The sequence below is a fragment of the Rhodospirillum sp. A1_3_36 genome, from assembly GCF_047263945.1.
Classification (GTDB): Bacteria; Pseudomonadota; Alphaproteobacteria; order Rhodospirillales; family Rhodospirillaceae; genus Rhodospirillum.
Genome location: NZ_JBLAVB010000013.1, coordinates 44,172 through 59,985, shown reverse-complemented (window position 1 = coordinate 59,985; position 15,814 = coordinate 44,172). Strand labels below are relative to the sequence as shown.

Annotated in this window: 15 protein-coding genes; 9 read left to right on the top strand and 6 right to left on the bottom strand. The window is 60.9% G+C overall.

The window, feature by feature from the left end; all coding sequences use genetic code 11:
• Nucleotides 1–94: 94 nt before the first annotated feature.
• Together ACLIRY_RS20625 and ACLIRY_RS20620 are read right to left on the bottom strand one after the other, a co-directional pair.
• On the bottom strand, nucleotides 95–1,177 hold the full coding sequence (locus tag ACLIRY_RS20625; RefSeq protein ID WP_413207316.1) for a glycosyltransferase: 1,083 nt from the start codon (nucleotides 1,175–1,177) through the stop codon (nucleotides 95–97).
• 6 nt (nucleotides 1,178–1,183) lie between these two features.
• On the bottom strand, nucleotides 1,184–2,464 hold the full coding sequence (locus ACLIRY_RS20620; RefSeq protein ID WP_413207315.1) for a glycosyltransferase family 4 protein: 1,281 nt from the start codon (nucleotides 2,462–2,464) through the stop codon (nucleotides 1,184–1,186).
• A gap of 180 nt (nucleotides 2,465–2,644) precedes the next feature.
• Between ACLIRY_RS20620 and ACLIRY_RS20615 the strand changes: the two genes are divergently transcribed.
• A complete protein-coding gene (locus tag ACLIRY_RS20615; RefSeq protein WP_413207314.1) occupies nucleotides 2,645–3,439 on the top strand; it encodes a class I SAM-dependent methyltransferase in 795 nt (264 codons plus the stop codon).
• 94 nt (nucleotides 3,440–3,533) lie between these two features.
• Here ACLIRY_RS20615 and ACLIRY_RS20610 read toward each other — a convergent pair whose 3' ends face one another.
• Nucleotides 3,534–4,724 (bottom strand): nucleotidyltransferase family protein, encoded by a 1,191-nt coding sequence (locus ACLIRY_RS20610; RefSeq protein ID WP_413207313.1) that lies wholly within the window; start codon nucleotides 4,722–4,724, stop codon nucleotides 3,534–3,536.
• 242 nt (nucleotides 4,725–4,966) lie between these two features.
• On the opposite strand from ACLIRY_RS20610, the gene ACLIRY_RS20605 reads away from it, so the two are divergent.
• Nucleotides 4,967–5,728: a hypothetical protein gene (locus tag ACLIRY_RS20605; RefSeq protein ID WP_413207312.1), complete on the top strand. Its 762-nt coding sequence runs from the start codon at nucleotides 4,967–4,969 to the stop codon at nucleotides 5,726–5,728.
• Nucleotides 5,729–5,763: 35 nt separating this feature from the next.
• Nucleotides 5,764–6,549 (top strand): metallophosphoesterase family protein, encoded by a 786-nt coding sequence (locus tag ACLIRY_RS20600; protein WP_413207311.1) that lies wholly within the window; start codon nucleotides 5,764–5,766, stop codon nucleotides 6,547–6,549.
• Nucleotides 6,550–7,032: 483 nt separating this feature from the next.
• Here ACLIRY_RS20600 and ACLIRY_RS20595 read toward each other — a convergent pair whose 3' ends face one another.
• From ACLIRY_RS20595 to ACLIRY_RS20585, 3 genes are all read right to left on the bottom strand, one after another.
• Nucleotides 7,033–8,541 carry a tripartite tricarboxylate transporter permease gene (locus ACLIRY_RS20595; protein WP_413207310.1) on the bottom strand — a complete coding sequence of 503 codons (1,509 nt, stop codon included), beginning with the start codon at nucleotides 8,539–8,541 and terminating at the stop codon, nucleotides 7,033–7,035.
• Between the two features lie 10 nt (nucleotides 8,542–8,551).
• Complete coding sequence (locus tag ACLIRY_RS20590) at nucleotides 8,552–8,992, bottom strand: tripartite tricarboxylate transporter TctB family protein (RefSeq protein WP_413207309.1); 441 nt, start codon at nucleotides 8,990–8,992, stop codon at nucleotides 8,552–8,554.
• A gap of 180 nt (nucleotides 8,993–9,172) precedes the next feature.
• Nucleotides 9,173–10,144, bottom strand: a complete 972-nt coding sequence (locus ACLIRY_RS20585) for a Bug family tripartite tricarboxylate transporter substrate binding protein (protein ID WP_413207308.1) — start codon at nucleotides 10,142–10,144, stop codon at nucleotides 9,173–9,175.
• A 274-nt stretch (nucleotides 10,145–10,418) separates the two neighbouring features.
• Between ACLIRY_RS20585 and ACLIRY_RS20580 the strand changes: the two genes are divergently transcribed.
• The 6 genes from ACLIRY_RS20580 (at nucleotide 10,419) to ACLIRY_RS20555 (ending at nucleotide 15,808) form a co-directional block, all read left to right on the top strand.
• Nucleotides 10,419–11,144 (top strand): response regulator transcription factor, encoded by a 726-nt coding sequence (locus tag ACLIRY_RS20580; protein WP_413207307.1) that lies wholly within the window; start codon nucleotides 10,419–10,421, stop codon nucleotides 11,142–11,144.
• Entirely contained in the window at nucleotides 11,134–12,648 is a 1,515-nt protein-coding gene (locus ACLIRY_RS20575) for a sensor histidine kinase (protein ID WP_413207306.1), read from the top strand. Before ACLIRY_RS20580 ends, ACLIRY_RS20575 begins: the two co-directional genes overlap by 11 nt.
• A complete protein-coding gene (locus tag ACLIRY_RS20570) occupies nucleotides 12,645–13,715 on the top strand; it encodes an ABC transporter substrate-binding protein (RefSeq protein ID WP_413207305.1) in 1,071 nt (356 codons plus the stop codon). Before ACLIRY_RS20575 ends, ACLIRY_RS20570 begins: the two co-directional genes overlap by 4 nt.
• An 80-nt stretch (nucleotides 13,716–13,795) precedes the next feature.
• On the top strand, nucleotides 13,796–14,179 hold the full coding sequence (locus tag ACLIRY_RS20565) for a hypothetical protein (RefSeq protein ID WP_413207304.1): 384 nt from the start codon (nucleotides 13,796–13,798) through the stop codon (nucleotides 14,177–14,179).
• Between the two features lie 85 nt (nucleotides 14,180–14,264).
• Entirely contained in the window at nucleotides 14,265–14,654 is a 390-nt protein-coding gene (locus ACLIRY_RS20560) for a hypothetical protein (RefSeq protein WP_413207303.1), read from the top strand.
• Complete coding sequence (locus ACLIRY_RS20555; protein WP_413207302.1) at nucleotides 14,651–15,808, top strand: ABC transporter permease; 1,158 nt, start codon at nucleotides 14,651–14,653, stop codon at nucleotides 15,806–15,808. Before ACLIRY_RS20560 ends, ACLIRY_RS20555 begins: the two co-directional genes overlap by 4 nt.
• The last annotated feature ends 6 nt before the right edge of the window (nucleotides 15,809–15,814 follow it).

Below are 15,814 nucleotides of genomic sequence, written 5' to 3'. Positions count from 1 at the left end.
TGTTTTTTGGGCGATTGCCCAAGCCCATTTGGGGGAAAACACCCCCTGTCGTGGATCGTGGTCGCGAAGTGACCCAACTTGATCTCGAAAGACTCTAGCGAAGAGGGTCCAGGCGCGCGATCGTCTTCCTGGCGACCTCTGGCAAGTGCCCGAAGCGGCTGGGATCGACTTCGGCCAGGATGGCTGCTTGCCGTTCGTCGTTGCTATAACCGCTCCGCCAGGCCCGTCGGTTGCCCGCCTTGGCCATGGCCTGCCGCGCTGAGGGGGAGCGCTCCAGGTAGGCGGCCTTGTCTGCTGCTTCCTTCACTTCGGAGAACATCAAGCAGTCGCGCCCTTCCTCGAAGACGGCTTGGTGGCCATCTGTCCGCTCGGCCAGGAGCATCCCGCCGGCGGCAGTGACTTCAAAGGACCGATGGGCATTGGGGTCCTTGTGACTGTGGGTGACAAAGCCCAAGCAGGCCAAGGCACGCTGGATATGTTCTCGATAGTCTGCGCCGTGCACTCCGGGTGAGCAAGTAACATTGGGGGAGGTTGGACGCTGTCGGGGCTTCCAGTGGTCGCCAAAAATCGCCACCCTTGCTCCCGATTGACCGAGTCGATTGATTAAATCTGGGCGGTTGTCATAGGGAAAACCAATGAAGGTCAAGGGCAGGTCCGGTGGTTCGAGACTTTGACGACTTGGGTAATGGATCAGCGGGTCGAAAGCGAAAGGCATGACCAAAGTCGATTGCGAACCAGTTGCAGCATAATCCGCCAGGGATATGGCGCGAGGGGTAATATTGACGTCGAATAGGGGAATGCAGGGGATGATCCATCGCCATCCGGGTTCCCCAGGTGCAGGGCTGAAGGGGTTGTCCTGGTTGTGGTGGATGAACAGTCCACCCCTTCGACGCATTCGGCGCAGGGTCTGGGGGTGAAGAAAGGTCGGTTTGTCAAACCAGGTCACATCCGGGTTGATGGCACCGTGGTATTTTTCTAGGGCGCGGTTGAAGAGAAAGATATAGGGGTCGACCATGAGGCGGATGCGAAGGGCGGCCGGGATCCGCCCCCCGGCATTGGCATAGGTTCCCATGTCCAAGCGGTGGACGGTCAGGCCCAACCGTTCGAAGGCTGCGGCTCGGTAGGAACAGGTTCCCCTGGGATTGAAGTCGCCAACCATGAGCATGGTGGTTTGCATAGCGGATCAAGGTCCTGATGTGGGGGGGGCAGTGGAGAGGCGTGGCGAGAGCGCCTGTTCCATCATCTCCCATAGGGCCTCTGCGACGCTTTCCATGTCATAGTGGGCTTCCGCCAGCGCCCGACCCCGATGGCCCATGGTGGCCAGGGCCTCCGCGTCCATTCGCCGGAACCGATCCAAGGTATCGGCGAGGGAGGTCTCGGTGGGGTCAAAGACCAATCCTGCCCCGTCCCGTTCCACGCTATCCCAGGCCAGACCCCGTGCGACCACGACTGGTCGTCCTGATGCCATCGCTTCCGCAACCACATTGCCGAAGTTTTCCCGCATGTCTCCTCCCTCGATACCCGACGGCAGGACCAAGCCGTGCGCGCGGGACAGGACAGCGCGCATCCCCGCGAAATCCTGGTAGGGCAAGAGTTCCAATGTGTCGGGAAGCTCTGCTGCGATGGCTTTGGCCAAGGTTTCGACGGCTTCGGCGTAGGGGCCTTTTCCGTCGCCGACCAGAATCAGCCGATCTCCCTCCCGCCTGCAGACGCGCCAGAGGCGCAGAAACGAGAGGGGGCCTTTTTCCGGGGAAAAGCGACCCATGTAGCAGAGAGTACGGCCGCTCTCCGGCGGGGGAGGCTCAGGCCAGGGCAAGGCAAACCAACTGGTCAGGTCAACGCCATTGGGAATGATTTGCATGGGGATGCCTGGAACCACTGGGGCAGAGCTTTCTGCCTCCAGTTCCGTTGTGGCCTGAAGCATGACGGCCCGACGCAATGCGGGCAGGACGAAAAAGCGATAGAGACGCCATTTGAATGGTTTGCGGTTTTGCAACAGGGTTATATGGGTGGCCATGATACCCGCGTGGAGAGTAACCACCATAGGGCGCCCGGTCATCCAGCAGATGGCTTGAGCCACCAGGGTTGGCCAGCTTCCCAGTCCGTGGATATGGACGATTTTCGCCCGGGAGCAGGATGACCAGATTGCCGGAATGGCCCCAAGGCCAAACCCCCAGCGTTTGGCCCAGTGTGACTGGCGCGGTGTTCGATAAATGCGCAAGGGGACGCTGGCGGGCAGGTCCACGTTTTCCCGCGTCAGAGGGGCTCCCATGGAGCCATCCGACAGGGTCAGGCTGAAGGAATGCCCTCGCTCGCTCCAGATCTTCGCCTGCCGACCCACACATTCTGCGATACCACCAAATCCTGTCGCTGGGGGGACATGGGTAGCGATGACGGCGACCTTTACGGAGCTGTTCGACGCTATACGGCTCGTAGGCGCCGAGCCGTCCTGGGGTCTCATCATAGGGAAAAGGGGCCTTCGAGGGATTTGGAAATGGTGAATTTTCTGAGTATATAAGGCCTATTGTAAAACACTTCGGGGGAGAGGGGGAAGCAGTTTCTCTCCTCAGACATTTCAAGACATCCTCTTCTTGCGTAAGCTACGGAGGGGGGACTCTTCGTCCTTTGTTGTAGGAGGTGCAATTTGCCCAGGTCGGCCTTGCGGGACCAACTCTACGATCGCTATCGCGCTGCGGCTCCCCTTCCCACAGGAGGTCGGGTGGAGGAAAAACAGTACCGGACTGCCCAATTGACAGCCCTGATCCGGACCCATTTTCCCGCAGATCTCCAGGCAAGAATCCTCGATTTGGGGTGTGGAGCGGGAGTGCTTCTGGAGCGGGCCAAGGAATTGGGTTACCGTGACGTGAGGGGAGTCGACCGGTCTCCTGAACAGGTGGCCGAGGCCCGATCGGCGGGATTGACCGAGGTGGTCGAAGGGGATGCTCTGGCCCATTTGACGCACTTGCCTGCGGAGTCCCTGGATTGTTTGGTGGCTTTCGATGTGCTTGAACATGTGTCCAAGCCGGAGTTGCATGCTTGGATGATGGCGATACATCGGGCCTTAGCCGATGAAGGGCGGTTGATACTGCATTTGCCGAACGGTGCGTCTCCCCTTGGTGGTCGCGTGGTCCACGGTGATCTAACGCATGAGACCGTGTTTACGGGGCGTTCCATTGCCCAGCTTCTCGCGGCCTATGGCTTCCAGAAGATTTCCTGCCACGAAGACCGCCCTGTTGGGGCGAAAGCGAGGGTCCGGTTGCGGCGCCTGGGGTGGCAGCTGATACGGTTCCTGCTGCGTTTGGCCATCGCTGTGGAGACGGGGGATCGGGATCCTCAGATGGTTTTAACTCAGACCTTCTATTGTGTTGCGGTACGGGGACGGTCTGCGCTCCCCCCTCCCCCCTCTTCGGCCACCGCGACTGAAAAGCCCTTGTTGTGAACCTCCAAGCCAACCGATGGGATCCCCTCGGTCATGACCAGTGTCCTATGCATCAAGGCAAGGCATCGGTTCCGCCGAGAGAAGACCGTACGGTCTAAAAGAGGCGTAGAACGAATCGAATGGGGCGGTAAATCCAGTAAATCGGGGTCCATGCAAGGGCAAGGGGCCATGTTTGATAATCCGCTAACTTGGGGCGTAGCGCGTTCATAATGAGACGCAGGCGGTCTCTACGCCGATCGCGGATTCGCCAATCAAGACAAAAAATCCAGGAAAGGGATTTGAACCGTTCCAGGGGGGGAGTCGTCGCGGAAAGTCGTCCCTGCTCTGGCGGTGTGATGGCCGGACGGGCATAGTTCAGGCAGAGGGCAGTCAGATCCCGGGCCATGGAATTGCCCGGGACTTCTGGTTGGTTTTCCAAACTGTCTCTGATCCGGTCGGGCAGTTCCATGCAAGCCGTAACGAGCCGGGAAAGACCTGCCACGCGGGCTTGGGCGCGGACCTCTTCCGGGTCGAAGCTGGGGTGCGTCATCAGAAGGTGCAGGTCGCTCAGCCAATGCAGTCGTGACCATTCATGCCGGGAGTGATGGTAGCAAAGGTAGACAAAGTGGTCTGCGGTCGGGGGGGTGGGGATCGACAGGCTGCCGATTGAGGCCTGGACCGCTCGCCCGAGCCATTGATCTGTGGGAAAGGCTGTCCCGGACAGGTCCAGCGAGCTGTGTAACTCGATCAGAACACCCTGCGGGGACACGACTTCAACTTCGGGCGACAGGCGCGTAAGGATGCGCATATGGTCCGAAAGGGAGACCCTGTCGGAAGGACGGGAAAAAGTCGTCGTCAAGTTGTAGCCATCCTCCAAAAGCTGTGGCAGCAACACATCAATATCCCTGAGGGACAGGAGCACGTCCAGGTCACGACACCCCCTCGCGCCAATGGAACCTCGATAGCGGCTGTCCAGGGCAATGCCTTTCACCACCAGATGGCGGAGACCAGAGGGCTTTAGGTGATCAACGTACAACCGATTCCAGGCGTCCAGAATGCGAAGGGATTTGGTCGCGGTTCTTTGGGCGGGCTTCCGCAGCTTTTCAGCAAGGTCATCCGTGCGGGGGGTCCCCTTCAGAGAGGCGATACGCTCAAGGACCAATCCTGCGATCATGTGATGACGGGCCAGATCCACAATGGAATCGGAAATCTCCGTTGCGGGAGGAGAAAGGGGCATGTCCAACAGGCACCGCAGGACGAAAGAGGTGGCCGGATTGCCTGGGGGAGAAACGGCGGCAAGGGACATGACACGACCTAAAGTGTGGTGTTTAAGGGGCATAGGGGAGATCGATAGGGCCACCAGATAAGATCAAAGGGCCTATCTGTCGATTCTTATCGGTCTCACCCTTGCGTCCAAGTCCTAAATGGGCGACAGTATAGATCAATATGTGACTTTAGGTCGCTGGCGGGGCTTTTGGTCGCCTCCTGAGTTTTAGGTTGCCGACAGTCGTAAACTGACCGCTCAATGATGGGAATGGGACTATGCGAATGAAAATCATAGCCATGTTGGGCCTTGGGGTTATGGGCTTTGCCTTTACGGGGGGCATTGTTGTCGCCACCGCTCCGGAGGCTCAAGCCCAGGTTGGTCAAGCGGCCCAGCTTCCTCCGGCGTTGCGGGCGGCTGTTCAAACGGGGAACGCTAACGCCGTCCAACAGGCAATCAGCGTCTTGAGTGGTGGTGACCCTGCGCAGAGCAATGCTCTTAGCCAGCAGGTGGCGGGTGTGGCCCGACAGATGGTGGCGATAAACCCGGCTGCGGCGATGGCCGCTGCCCAAGGTGCCATGGCCTCCGTTAATGTCCGTCAAGGGACGTCGAATGCGATGGGGGCTTTGACGCTAATCGCAGCTGTTGTGTCCTCGCCTCAGGTGCAGCAGGTGGACCCCGCAGGGGTTACCCAGTTGTCCACTCAAGTTGCTACGGCGGTCACCAATCCTTCCGTCTATGGAAGCAATCCGGCGGGAGCCATTCAAATTCTGGCTGATACCTACAACGCGGTGGGTGGGGCTGATACCTCCGCTGGGCAGGCAATCGCTGTATTGATCCGACAGGGGAGCTCGGATCCCGCTCTCAATATCCAGAATCCTGATAATCCAGGGCAAATGCTGGCTATTCTGAACGAGCAGAGTAGACCTGTTACACCGCCTCGGCCAGAAAATCTGGCAAATGGGCAGGGCGGTACTCAGTTGCCGCCTATCGTTGACACTTTGCAGACGACGACGAAGTTGTTTAAAAGATCGAGTCCGAGCTGAGGTCTTGGAATTTCCCTACAATTTCTTCGTCTGATATGGATCGGCTCTTTTCTTGGTTTAAACATACTGCCCGTCCCGGAGGGATCGCAGGCCCGTGTTTCGTTCCCAAAGGCGAGGTTGTCTATGCCATTGGGGATATCCATGGAGAGCTTCGACTCCTCGAGCGTCTTCTTGACGCGATCCAGGAGGATTTTAGGCGGAATGCGGATTCGTGCCATGGCACCGTAATTTTTCTCGGGGACTATGTTGATCGAGGAGAAGACAGCCGTGGAGTCGTTGAGCGTTTGTTGCAGGCACCTCCCCCTGGATTTCAGTATCGTTTTCTCGCTGGAAATCACGAACAGGCTCTTCTGAATTTCTTGAATGATCCGCGTGGCGGGACGGCTTGGTTGGAATTCGGCGGCTTGGCGACCCTGTTGAGCTATGGCGTGTCCGTTTCTGCGGGACAGTCATCCCTGTCTCGACTGAGGATGGCTAGGGACGCCTTTCGGCAGGCGTTGCCAGATTCGCATTTGTCTTTTTTTAGTGGTCTGGAAAAAATTATTGTCCTTGGAGATTATGCCTTCGTCCACGCGGGTATCTGGCCCGGACGGTCCCTGGATAAGCAGAAAGTTGACGACCTTCTCTGGATTCGTAGTCCCTTTCTGGAAAGCCGCGCGCAACACGAAAAACGCATTGTGCATGGCCATACCATCGTGGAACAGGTTGTTATCCGGGATAATCGGATCTCAGTGGATACGGGGGCCTATGCAACAGGACGCCTATCCGCTGTGGCCTTCCAGGGGCAGGATGTGCGGGTATTGACGGCGACTTTGCGCTGATAGCGTGATGTCCAATTCAAACCATTTCGCCGAACAAGCTGACCCGGTCACGAGGAAGAACCTGAATAGAAACGGGTTTAACTCGGGTTAAGGTGGCTTAGAGCATGTCCCGTGAAATGTTTCACGGGGCTTTGCCCTGTCCCTCACCGGAGCCGAAAGGCCCCAGACGGTCATTTGAATACTCTGTGTCCTTGAAAATCCGGAAACCCTGCTTCGCAGTTTCTGGGCTCTGCCCAGACCCGCAAAGGGTCACGGACCCTTTGATCCCATTGGTCAAAAAACGAATGGGGGTCCGGGGCCTCAGGCCCCGGTTGGGGGCGGGGCAAAGCCCCGCGTTTTTCGGTTTTCCAAGGAAACGGGGTGTAAAAAAAGGGGGGTTTGGGCAATCGCCCAATGCATGGCCAGGCCACAAAAAAAGCCGCCCCTAGGGGCGGCCAAGTTTTTTCATTTAGGGAGATAAACAAGAGCGAGAAGTGGAGTGATTTACGCTTCCGTATCCAAGGTCATCTGCTTCCGCCTGGATAGGATCAGTGGTACAGCAACCACCAACAGGGCTAAGGCATACAGTACCCAACTGGTGGCGTCGTTGACGAGGATGGACCAGTCGCCGCCGGAGATGGAGAGAGCACGGCGCAGATTGTCCTCGAAAAGCCCCCCGAGCACGAACCCAAGGATGATCGGCGCCAGCGAAAAATGCAGCTTGCGCAGCAGCCAACCGAAGATCCCCAATCCAATGATCATGAACAGGTCGAAGGGATTGCCCACGACCGAATAGACACCGATGAAGGCAAGCACCGCGATCAGCGGGATCAGGTACTTCTGCGGGATGGTGAGCATGCGGGCGAACAGGCCGACCAACGGCAGGTTGATCACCAACAGAGCGACATTGCCGATGTACATCGACGCGATGAGGCCCCAGGCGATCTCTGGCCGGGTTTGGAACATCAACGGGCCGGGCGTCACGTTAAACAGCAATAAGGCACCCAGCAAAATGGCGGTCGTGCCCGATCCCGGAATTCCCAGGGTCAGCATAGGCACCATGGCCCCACCCGCCGCCGCATTGTTGGCGGCTTCCGGTGCGGCCAGACCCTTGGGGTTGCCGGTGCCGAAGGTGTCTCCGTCAGAGGCCAGCCGCTTCTCCGTGCCGTAGGCGACGGCGGAGGCCACCGAGGCTCCCGTGCCGGGCAGGACGCCGATGAAAAAGCCGATCAGCGCCGAGCGCAGGATCGTCCATTTGCTGACCATCAGATCGGCCATGGAGACGAATGATTTACCGATGGGTAAGATGGTGAACTTGCCGCTCACCTGTTGTTCGACCAGATGGATCAACTCGGCCATGCCAAACAGGCCAATGACGACAACCAGGAAGTCAATGCCCGCCAGCAGGTCCGGGATGCCGAAGTCATAGCGGGCCACGCCGGTATTGGCGTCGATGCCGATCGTCGCCATCATCAGACCAATGAGCGCACCAAGGAGCGTTTTGACAGGGTTCTTCCCCACCAGCGAGGCGAGGCTGGCGAAGGCGAAAACCATCAAGGCGACGTAGTTGGAGGGGTTGAACTTCACCGCAAAGGAAGCAAGCAGCGGGCCGAACAGGGTCATCAGCACCACCGCTGCGGTTCCTCCGCAGAAGGAGGCGACCGCGGAGAGGGAGAGCGCCCGTCCGGCCTCGCCCCGCTTGGCCATGGGATTGCCGTCCAGTGTGGTCATGACCGCACCCGCATCTCCGGGGACGTTCAGCAGGATGGAAGAGATTCGCCCGCCGTATTCGGCGCCGTAATAGATCCCGGCCAGCAGGATCAGGGCGGATTCAGGGGGCAGCCCCAGGCTATAGGCGATGGGCAACAGGATGGCGACCCCGTTGATGGGGCCGATGCCGGGCAGGGCGCCGATCAAGGTGCCGATGAAACAGCCCCCCATCACCAGCGCCAGATTGAGGGGCAGCAGGGCGACGGCAAAGCCGCTTGCCAAGCCCGAAAAAACATCTGTCATGGTCGGATCCTCACATCAACGCACGGAGCGGACCCGCTGGAAGGTTCAACTCCAGCAGGATGGAGCCAACGCCGTACCCCAGGATGCCCGTAGCCAAGCCGAAAATCAGGCCATGACCCATGGTGGCGCCCAGGATCCGGGCCAAGACGGCGCAGAACAGGAAAGTAGCGAGGACGAAGCCCAGGGGCTGGAACAGGGCGGCGTAGGCTGCGAGCAGGAGGACCAGAACGACCAGTCGGGTCAATGTCTTGCCCTCAATGTCAAAGCGATCCGTATCGGGGCGGGCCAACAGGCCCAGGCAGCATAGGGCGGCGACAACGGACAGAATGCGGGGCCAGGATTCCGGTCCCAAGGGGTCGTATTGGAAAGGGGCCTTGATGACGGTGAAGGCCATGACGCCATAGCCGATCGACACCAACAGCAAGAGCCCGGAGAAAATCCGGTCGGCCATGTCATGGCGCTCCAATCGAAAGAAATGTTTGGCGAAAAAATGTGTGGGGCCGATAGATGGCCCGCAGTCCGCCAAGGGGAAGGCGGCCCCCACCCTGAAAGGGCAGGGTGGGGAACCGCAACCACTCTGGACGAAAACGGAGAGAGACGTTGTCGTCCGGGGTGGGCCTTTGGCTTGGGCTTACTTAATCAGCCCGGCTTCCTTGGCGATGGTCCGCATTTTTTCGACGCGGATCTTGATGGAGTCGGACAATTCCGCCCCAGCCATGTTCAGCGGCATCAGGCCCTTGTCTTTCTGCAGGGTCGCGAAGGCGGGGTCGGCATAGGCCTTCTCGAAGGCAGCCACCCAGGCGTTGTAGGCATCGTCGGACACGTTCTTGCCCATGTAGTAGCCGCGCAGGATGGTCCATTCCGCGTCGGGATACCCCAATTCCTTGGTGGTCGGGATATCGGCGAAGGGAGGACCCAGGCGCTCGGGCGACATGACGGCAAGGACGTTCATGGTACCCGTACCGATGTGGGAGACCATCTCACCCACGTCGCCCATGTACAGTTGGATGGAGCCACCAAGCAGGCCGGCGATAGCATCGCCGCCACCGTCGAAGGCGACGTACCGCATTTTGCGCGGATCCTGGCCGACGGATTTGAACAGCAGGGCAGCCTTCATCCAATCCTGGGATCCAACGGAGCCACCGGCGCCGATGACCACCGCCTGGGGATCGGCCTTGATGGCGTCCATAAGGGCGTCAAGGGTCTTGTAGGGGCTGTCACCCGGGACCACGACGGCGCCAAAGTCTGCGCCTGCCGTGGCCAGGAAGCGCACGTCCTTTTCCGTCCATTCGCCATATTTGCCCGTCGCCATGTTCAGCAGGGAGCCGGAGGAGAAGGCGACGATGGCGTTGGGGTCATCGGTGCGGGTGGTGTTGAACTGGCTAATCGCCACGGCGCCGATACCGCCGGGCATGAAGGTGACCTGCAAGGGCTTGCCGAAGGTATCCATCAGGCCCTGTTGGGCGACGCGGCAGGTCAGGTCGAAGCCGCCACCGGGCTTGGCCGGGGCGATACATTCGGGATGTTCAATGTCGGCGGCCAGAACTTGGCCCGCGAGCGTGGTGGACAGAAGCAGCGCGGCGGCTACCTTGAGCATCTTCATGAGGGGTCCCTCCCTTGGGATTATACTGTTTTGCTGTTTGTTTACCGGAGGCGGAAGTCCGTTGCAGAGACTCTTATTTATGCCTCAGGTTGCTACAGTAGCCCCCAGACCTGACCGGCGTTTGACCCAAAGCTGACGCGAAGCTGACTCGGTCCCGTTCCTTTCCTCCCCCGCCCCCGCCCCCCGCCCCCGCCCCCCGCCCCCGCCCCCGCCCCCGCCTCCCCCTTGTATGAAAGCGGCTTGTCAGGCCGCAGGGCCGGATTAAGATGCCCCCATGAGAATCCTGCTGGTGGAAGATAATGATGACCTGGCCGAGGCCGTGGTCGAGCGCTTGACGGCGGAAGGCCACGCCATTGACCGGGAAGAAAATGGCGAGGTGGCCAATGACCTGTTGCGCCATAAGCGCTTCGATTTGGTGTTGCTCGACATCAACCTGCCCGGTCGCAATGGGTACGACATTCTTCGCTCCCTCCGTGCCCGCCAGGACACCACCCCTGTTCTGGTGCTGACCGCCCGGTCGGAGATCGACGACAGGGTCATCGGTTTGGATGCTGGGGCCGACGACTATCTGATCAAGCCCTTCGATTTCCGGGAACTGTCAGCCCGGTGCCGGGTGCTGGCCCGGCGTCGCTCGGGTGCGGCAAGCAATGCGGTGGGCTTTGGGAACTTCACCTTCGACCGGGCGGCCAAGCGGGCTACGGTCGATGGCCGAGACCTGGAGCTGCGCGCCCGGGAGGTTCAGCTGTTGGAGGTGTTCCTGGGCAATCTGGGCCGGGTCCTGACCAAGGAAGATCTGGCCGACAAGATCTATACCTTCGAGGAAGCGCCCAGCCTGAACGCGATAGAACAGGCCGTCACCCGGTTGCGGCGCAAGACTCAGGGTTCTCCCCTGGTGGTCAAGACGGCCCGGGGCCTGGGCTATATCGCCGATATCGTCGAGGGGGAGGGACCGGGCGACGGAGACAGAGAGGGAGAGGAAGACCGAGGCCTTGGGGATTAACGCGTTCAAACGCACGGCTCCGCGCCGCTTTTCCCTGCGTCGCCGTCTGCTGGTGCGCATGGCCACGGGGTTTGTCCTGATCATTGGTCTGGCCGCTGTGGCCCTTTGGACCTACGCCCGGAACGCTGCCAATGGCACCTACGACCTGCTGCTCAATGGGGCGGCGCTGGCGATCCTGGAACGCAGCTATGTTTTGCCCGGGGGCACCACCGTTGACATTCCCTATTCGGCCCTGGAGATGCTGGGCCTGGCCCCGGATGATCGGGTTTTCTACCGCATTTTCCTGGATACCGGGGTGACTTTGACCGGCGAGTCCGAATTGCCAATGGCTGGAAATCTGGTTCCCTCCACCCGGCCCCGCTACGTGGACGCCTCATGGAGCGGCGAGGAGGTGCGCTTCATTTTCCTGGGGCGCCGCCTGCCGGGGGGTGGAGATGCCCGTTGGATCATTGCCCAGGTAGGGCATACCCGTTTGGCCCGGGATGCCCTGGAACGCTCTCTGATCACCAATGGATTGGCCATGCTTGTTTTTCTCAGTCTTGTGGGATTGGCTTTCGTCGGTTTGGGTATCAACCGGGCGCTCGCCCCCCTGAATGCCATCGAACAGGACCTGAGCAGGCGAGAGCCCACGGACATGACACCTTTGGCCGCCATGCCCCCCCGGGAAGTGGAGGCGCTGATCTCTGCCATCAATGGCTTCATCCAGCGTCTGGCTGTCAATCAGCAGCACACACAGACCTTCATCGCTGACGTGGCCCACCAGACCCGGACGGCCCTTGGTGCGTTGCAGGGAACCCTGGATTCCGCCAGCCGCCAAAGCGATCCGGAAGCCCTGGCCAACCGGCTCGCCCGGGCCCAGGATCAAGCCAACCGCACGGCCCGGCTGACCAACCAGCTTTTGGCCCATGCCATGGTCATCCACCGGGGAGAGAACACGCCCCTTCAGGCGGTGGATCTGGTGGCCCTGGCCCGGGCCGTCCTGGAGGATACCCTGCGACACAGCCTGTCCTCGGATCTGGAATACGGGCTGGAGACGACCTCTTTACCCAAGGGAGGGGCCTGGATTGCCGGGGATCCGGTGTCTCTACGTGAAGCCCTGCGCAACCTGTTGGATAATGCCGCCAAACATGGTCCCTTGGAAAACCGGGTGGACATCACCCTCTATCGCGAGGCGGCGGAGGGAGGCGGCATGCCGGTCATTGGTTTGCTGGTGGAGGATGCCGGACCCGGTATCCGCCCGGACCGTCGGGAGGCCGCCCTGGAGCGCTTCCGCTCCATGGGGAGTGAGGCCGGGAATGGGACTGGACAGGGAGCCGGGACCGGACGGAGTGGACAGAGTTCGGGGCTGGGATTGGCCATTGTCCGGGCCGTGGCCCAGGCCCATGGCGCTCAATTGACCCTGGGGGAGTCTCGCCTCGGCGGTTTGGCTGTGGATATCCGCTTCCCCGAGGGGCCAGGACCAGGGCCAGGGGCTGGACCAGGGTCAGGGGAGATGACGTTATGAAATCGATAGGCCTGCTCCGGACCTTGTTTGTGGGGCTGTTCGCCTTTCTGGCTTGGGGGGCTGGACTGGCTCAGGCGCAGAAACCGGTGGTCGTCCATGTCTACAGCGCGACGGATTCCAGGGCCTTCATGCCCCTGATCGAGGCCTTCGAGGCGCATCGTCCGGACATCCGTATCGAGTACCGCGAGTTCAACACTTCGGAACTGTATGAGGAGGTGCTCGCCAATTGGAACCGTGCGGATTTTGAGGCCGATGTGGTGATCAGTTCGGCTATGGATCTGCAAGTGGATCTGGTGAATCAAGGGCTTGCCCTGCCGCTCGACTTCCAGGCCGGGGACTTCCCCCCGGAATGGGCCCGTTGGCGGGGAGAACTGCTGGGCTTCACCTATGAGCCCGTGTCCCTGGTCTACAACAAGGCTGCCTTTGTCGGGAGAGAACTGCCTTCCAGTCACTCCGATTTGGCGAGCATGATCCGCGATGATCCAGACTTCTTCGATGGCCATCTGGGAACTTTCGACGTCTATTTCTCCGGTGTGGGGTATCTTTTTGCGACCCAGGACGAGATCCAGGGGCAAAACGCCGCCCGGTTGGTGGAAAGCCTGGGGCGGGCAAGGGTGCGCCTTTTCTGCTGCTCGGAGGAAATGATGGACCAGGTCGCCAACGGCACCCTGGTTCTGGCCTATAACGTCATCGGATCCTACGCCCTGGATCGCGCGTCCCGTGACCCCCGGATCGGGGTCCATTTCATGTCCGACTACACCTTGGTCATGTCCCGTTCTGTCTTCATTTTGAAGAAAACACCCGTGCCCCGCGCGGCGACAGCCTTCGTCCAGTTTTTGCTGTCGACGGTGGGGCAGTCGTTGATGGGGACGACGTCCTCCCTGATCCCCCTTGCGGAAAGCGCCCGCGTTCAGGATGCCGTGCGTGCCTTGACCGAGGGAATCCGCGTCGCCCCCGTTCCCATCAAGTTGGGGCCGGGGTTGCTGGTCTATCTGGATACGATGAAAAGGAAGGCCTTCCTGGGAAACTGGGGGACCTCCATCCGCCCCCCGCAGTCGGATGATTGACAATTCTCCATTCACCTAATGGGGGTATTGCCGTATAAGGGGGAGCCGACCTTGGGGAAAGGGGGCGGCTTGGAGGGGTCATGCGGAACGGCATGTTGCGGCACATTCTGATCTTGGTCTCGGTTTTCGCTCTGGTCCTGCGGATTTCGGCGCCCATCACTGCGGCCGAGGCGAGCCAATACGGGGGGCCGTCCTTCTGCCGAGCTCTGGATTGGTTGGCTGTATCTTCCTCCCCTTCCGATGACTCCGGATCCACTCCCCATGGGGACGCCAGCGGGTCGAATTGTCCGGTCTGCATGGCCTTGGCCATGGGGACGGCTGCGGCCCCGCCCTTGGAGCCCCGGATCGGCTGTCCCACCGAGGGGCGTACCGTCCTATTTTCGGCTTCCGCCGACGCTCGCTGCGCTGAACCGGTGCGGGCTGTACGGTCCCGTGGTCCTCCGGTGATCTTCCGCGCCCTCTGATCCGGGTTCGCCGACCGTCCCTTCAGGGGGAAGGCATGGGGACCCGGTCGTCCCCTGTCCTTTTCCCTATGAATCGACGGTCCCCATGACTTTTCCCGTGGCGCGCCAGACCGGGTCTGCCCGGTCGGGCGGTTCTCCCTTTCCACCAAATCGTGCGGTGGTCGCCCTCGTTCTTTTGGCCGGTGGTCTGACCGCTATCCTCGGCACGGTTCTTGACGCCGCCCTTCGGGGGAACGAGGACAGAGGCGTGACAGCCCAGGTGGTTGCGGATTTGGGCCTGACGGACCTCGCCCTATTCACCGAGGCCCGTTACACCCGCAATCCGTCCCTGGCTGATCTCCACACGCCCTTTCAAGACCATCCCCTGGCCCTGGACCATTTTCCCAGCGGCTCGTTGATCGGGCCACCCACACCCTGGGGTCAAGCTTCTCTGACCAAGGGAGAGGCATCTGCCAGCGGGGAGGCATCGGAATGATTCGCTGGCTTCGCGTTCAGATCCTGATGATCGACTACACCTTGGCCTCCATGGCCCGGCGCAAGGCGCGCAACCTGGGCCTGCTTCTGGTTTACACGGCGATCCTCTTCGTGCTCGCTTCGGTGACCCTGTTCACCGGCGCTTTGCGGGAAGAGGCGGTCCGAGCGCTGGCGGGAGCACCAGAGGTCACCGTCCAGCGCATGGTCATGGGGCGTCATGCCCTGATCGACGCGGGCGGGCTGGAGGCCCTGCGCGCCATTCGCGGGGTGCAATGGGCCGAGGGACGGCTGTGGGGTTATTTTTACGACACGGCCAATGGCGCCAATTACACCATGCTGGTCCCTTCGGGGAGAGGGGGGGGCGGAGCCTATGGTACGCCACCGGAGCCGGGCTTTGTGCGGATCGGGGGAGGGGTGGCCCGGTCCCGTGGCGTTGCGCCTGGGGGCTGGCTGTTCCTGCTGAACCCTCAAGGACGTTTGTTCAAACTGCGGGTGGAGGCGGTGCTTCCAACCGCGTCCGAACTGGTTTCCGCCGATCTGGTGGTCCTGTCGGAGGCCGATTTCCGCGCGTTCCATGCCCTGCCCGACGGAGTCTTCACCGACCTTGCCCTGGGGGTGCGCAATCCCCGGGAAATCACCAAGATCGTGGAGAAGGCCGCCCTGGTCCTGCCGGACTGCCGCTTCATCACCCGGCGGGACATCCTGCGGACCTATGACGCTCTGTTCGACTGGCGCGAGGGGATCCTGCTGGCCCTGATGGGGGGGGCCATCCTCGCCTTCATGATCCTGGCTTGGGACAAGGCCTCGGGCCAATCGCCGGAGGAACGGCGCGAGATCGGTATCCTCAAGGCCATCGGCTGGGAGACCGGCGAGGTCATCCGCGCCCGCTTGTGGGAAAGCGCTCTGGTTTCCTTGTTCGCCTTCCTGGCTGGGTATCTGCTGGCCTATCTCCATGTTTTCTTTTTTTCCGCCGGGCTGCTGCGGCCCGTGCTTCAGGGATGGGCGGTGCTTTATCCGCAGATCCACCTGACCCCCCGGATCGATGGGGCGCGGGTTCTGACCCTTTTCCTGCTGACCGTCGGCCCTTACCTGGCGGCGACCCTGGTGCCCATCTGGCGCGCCGCCGTGGTCGACCCCGACACCGTGATGCGCTGAGGGGAG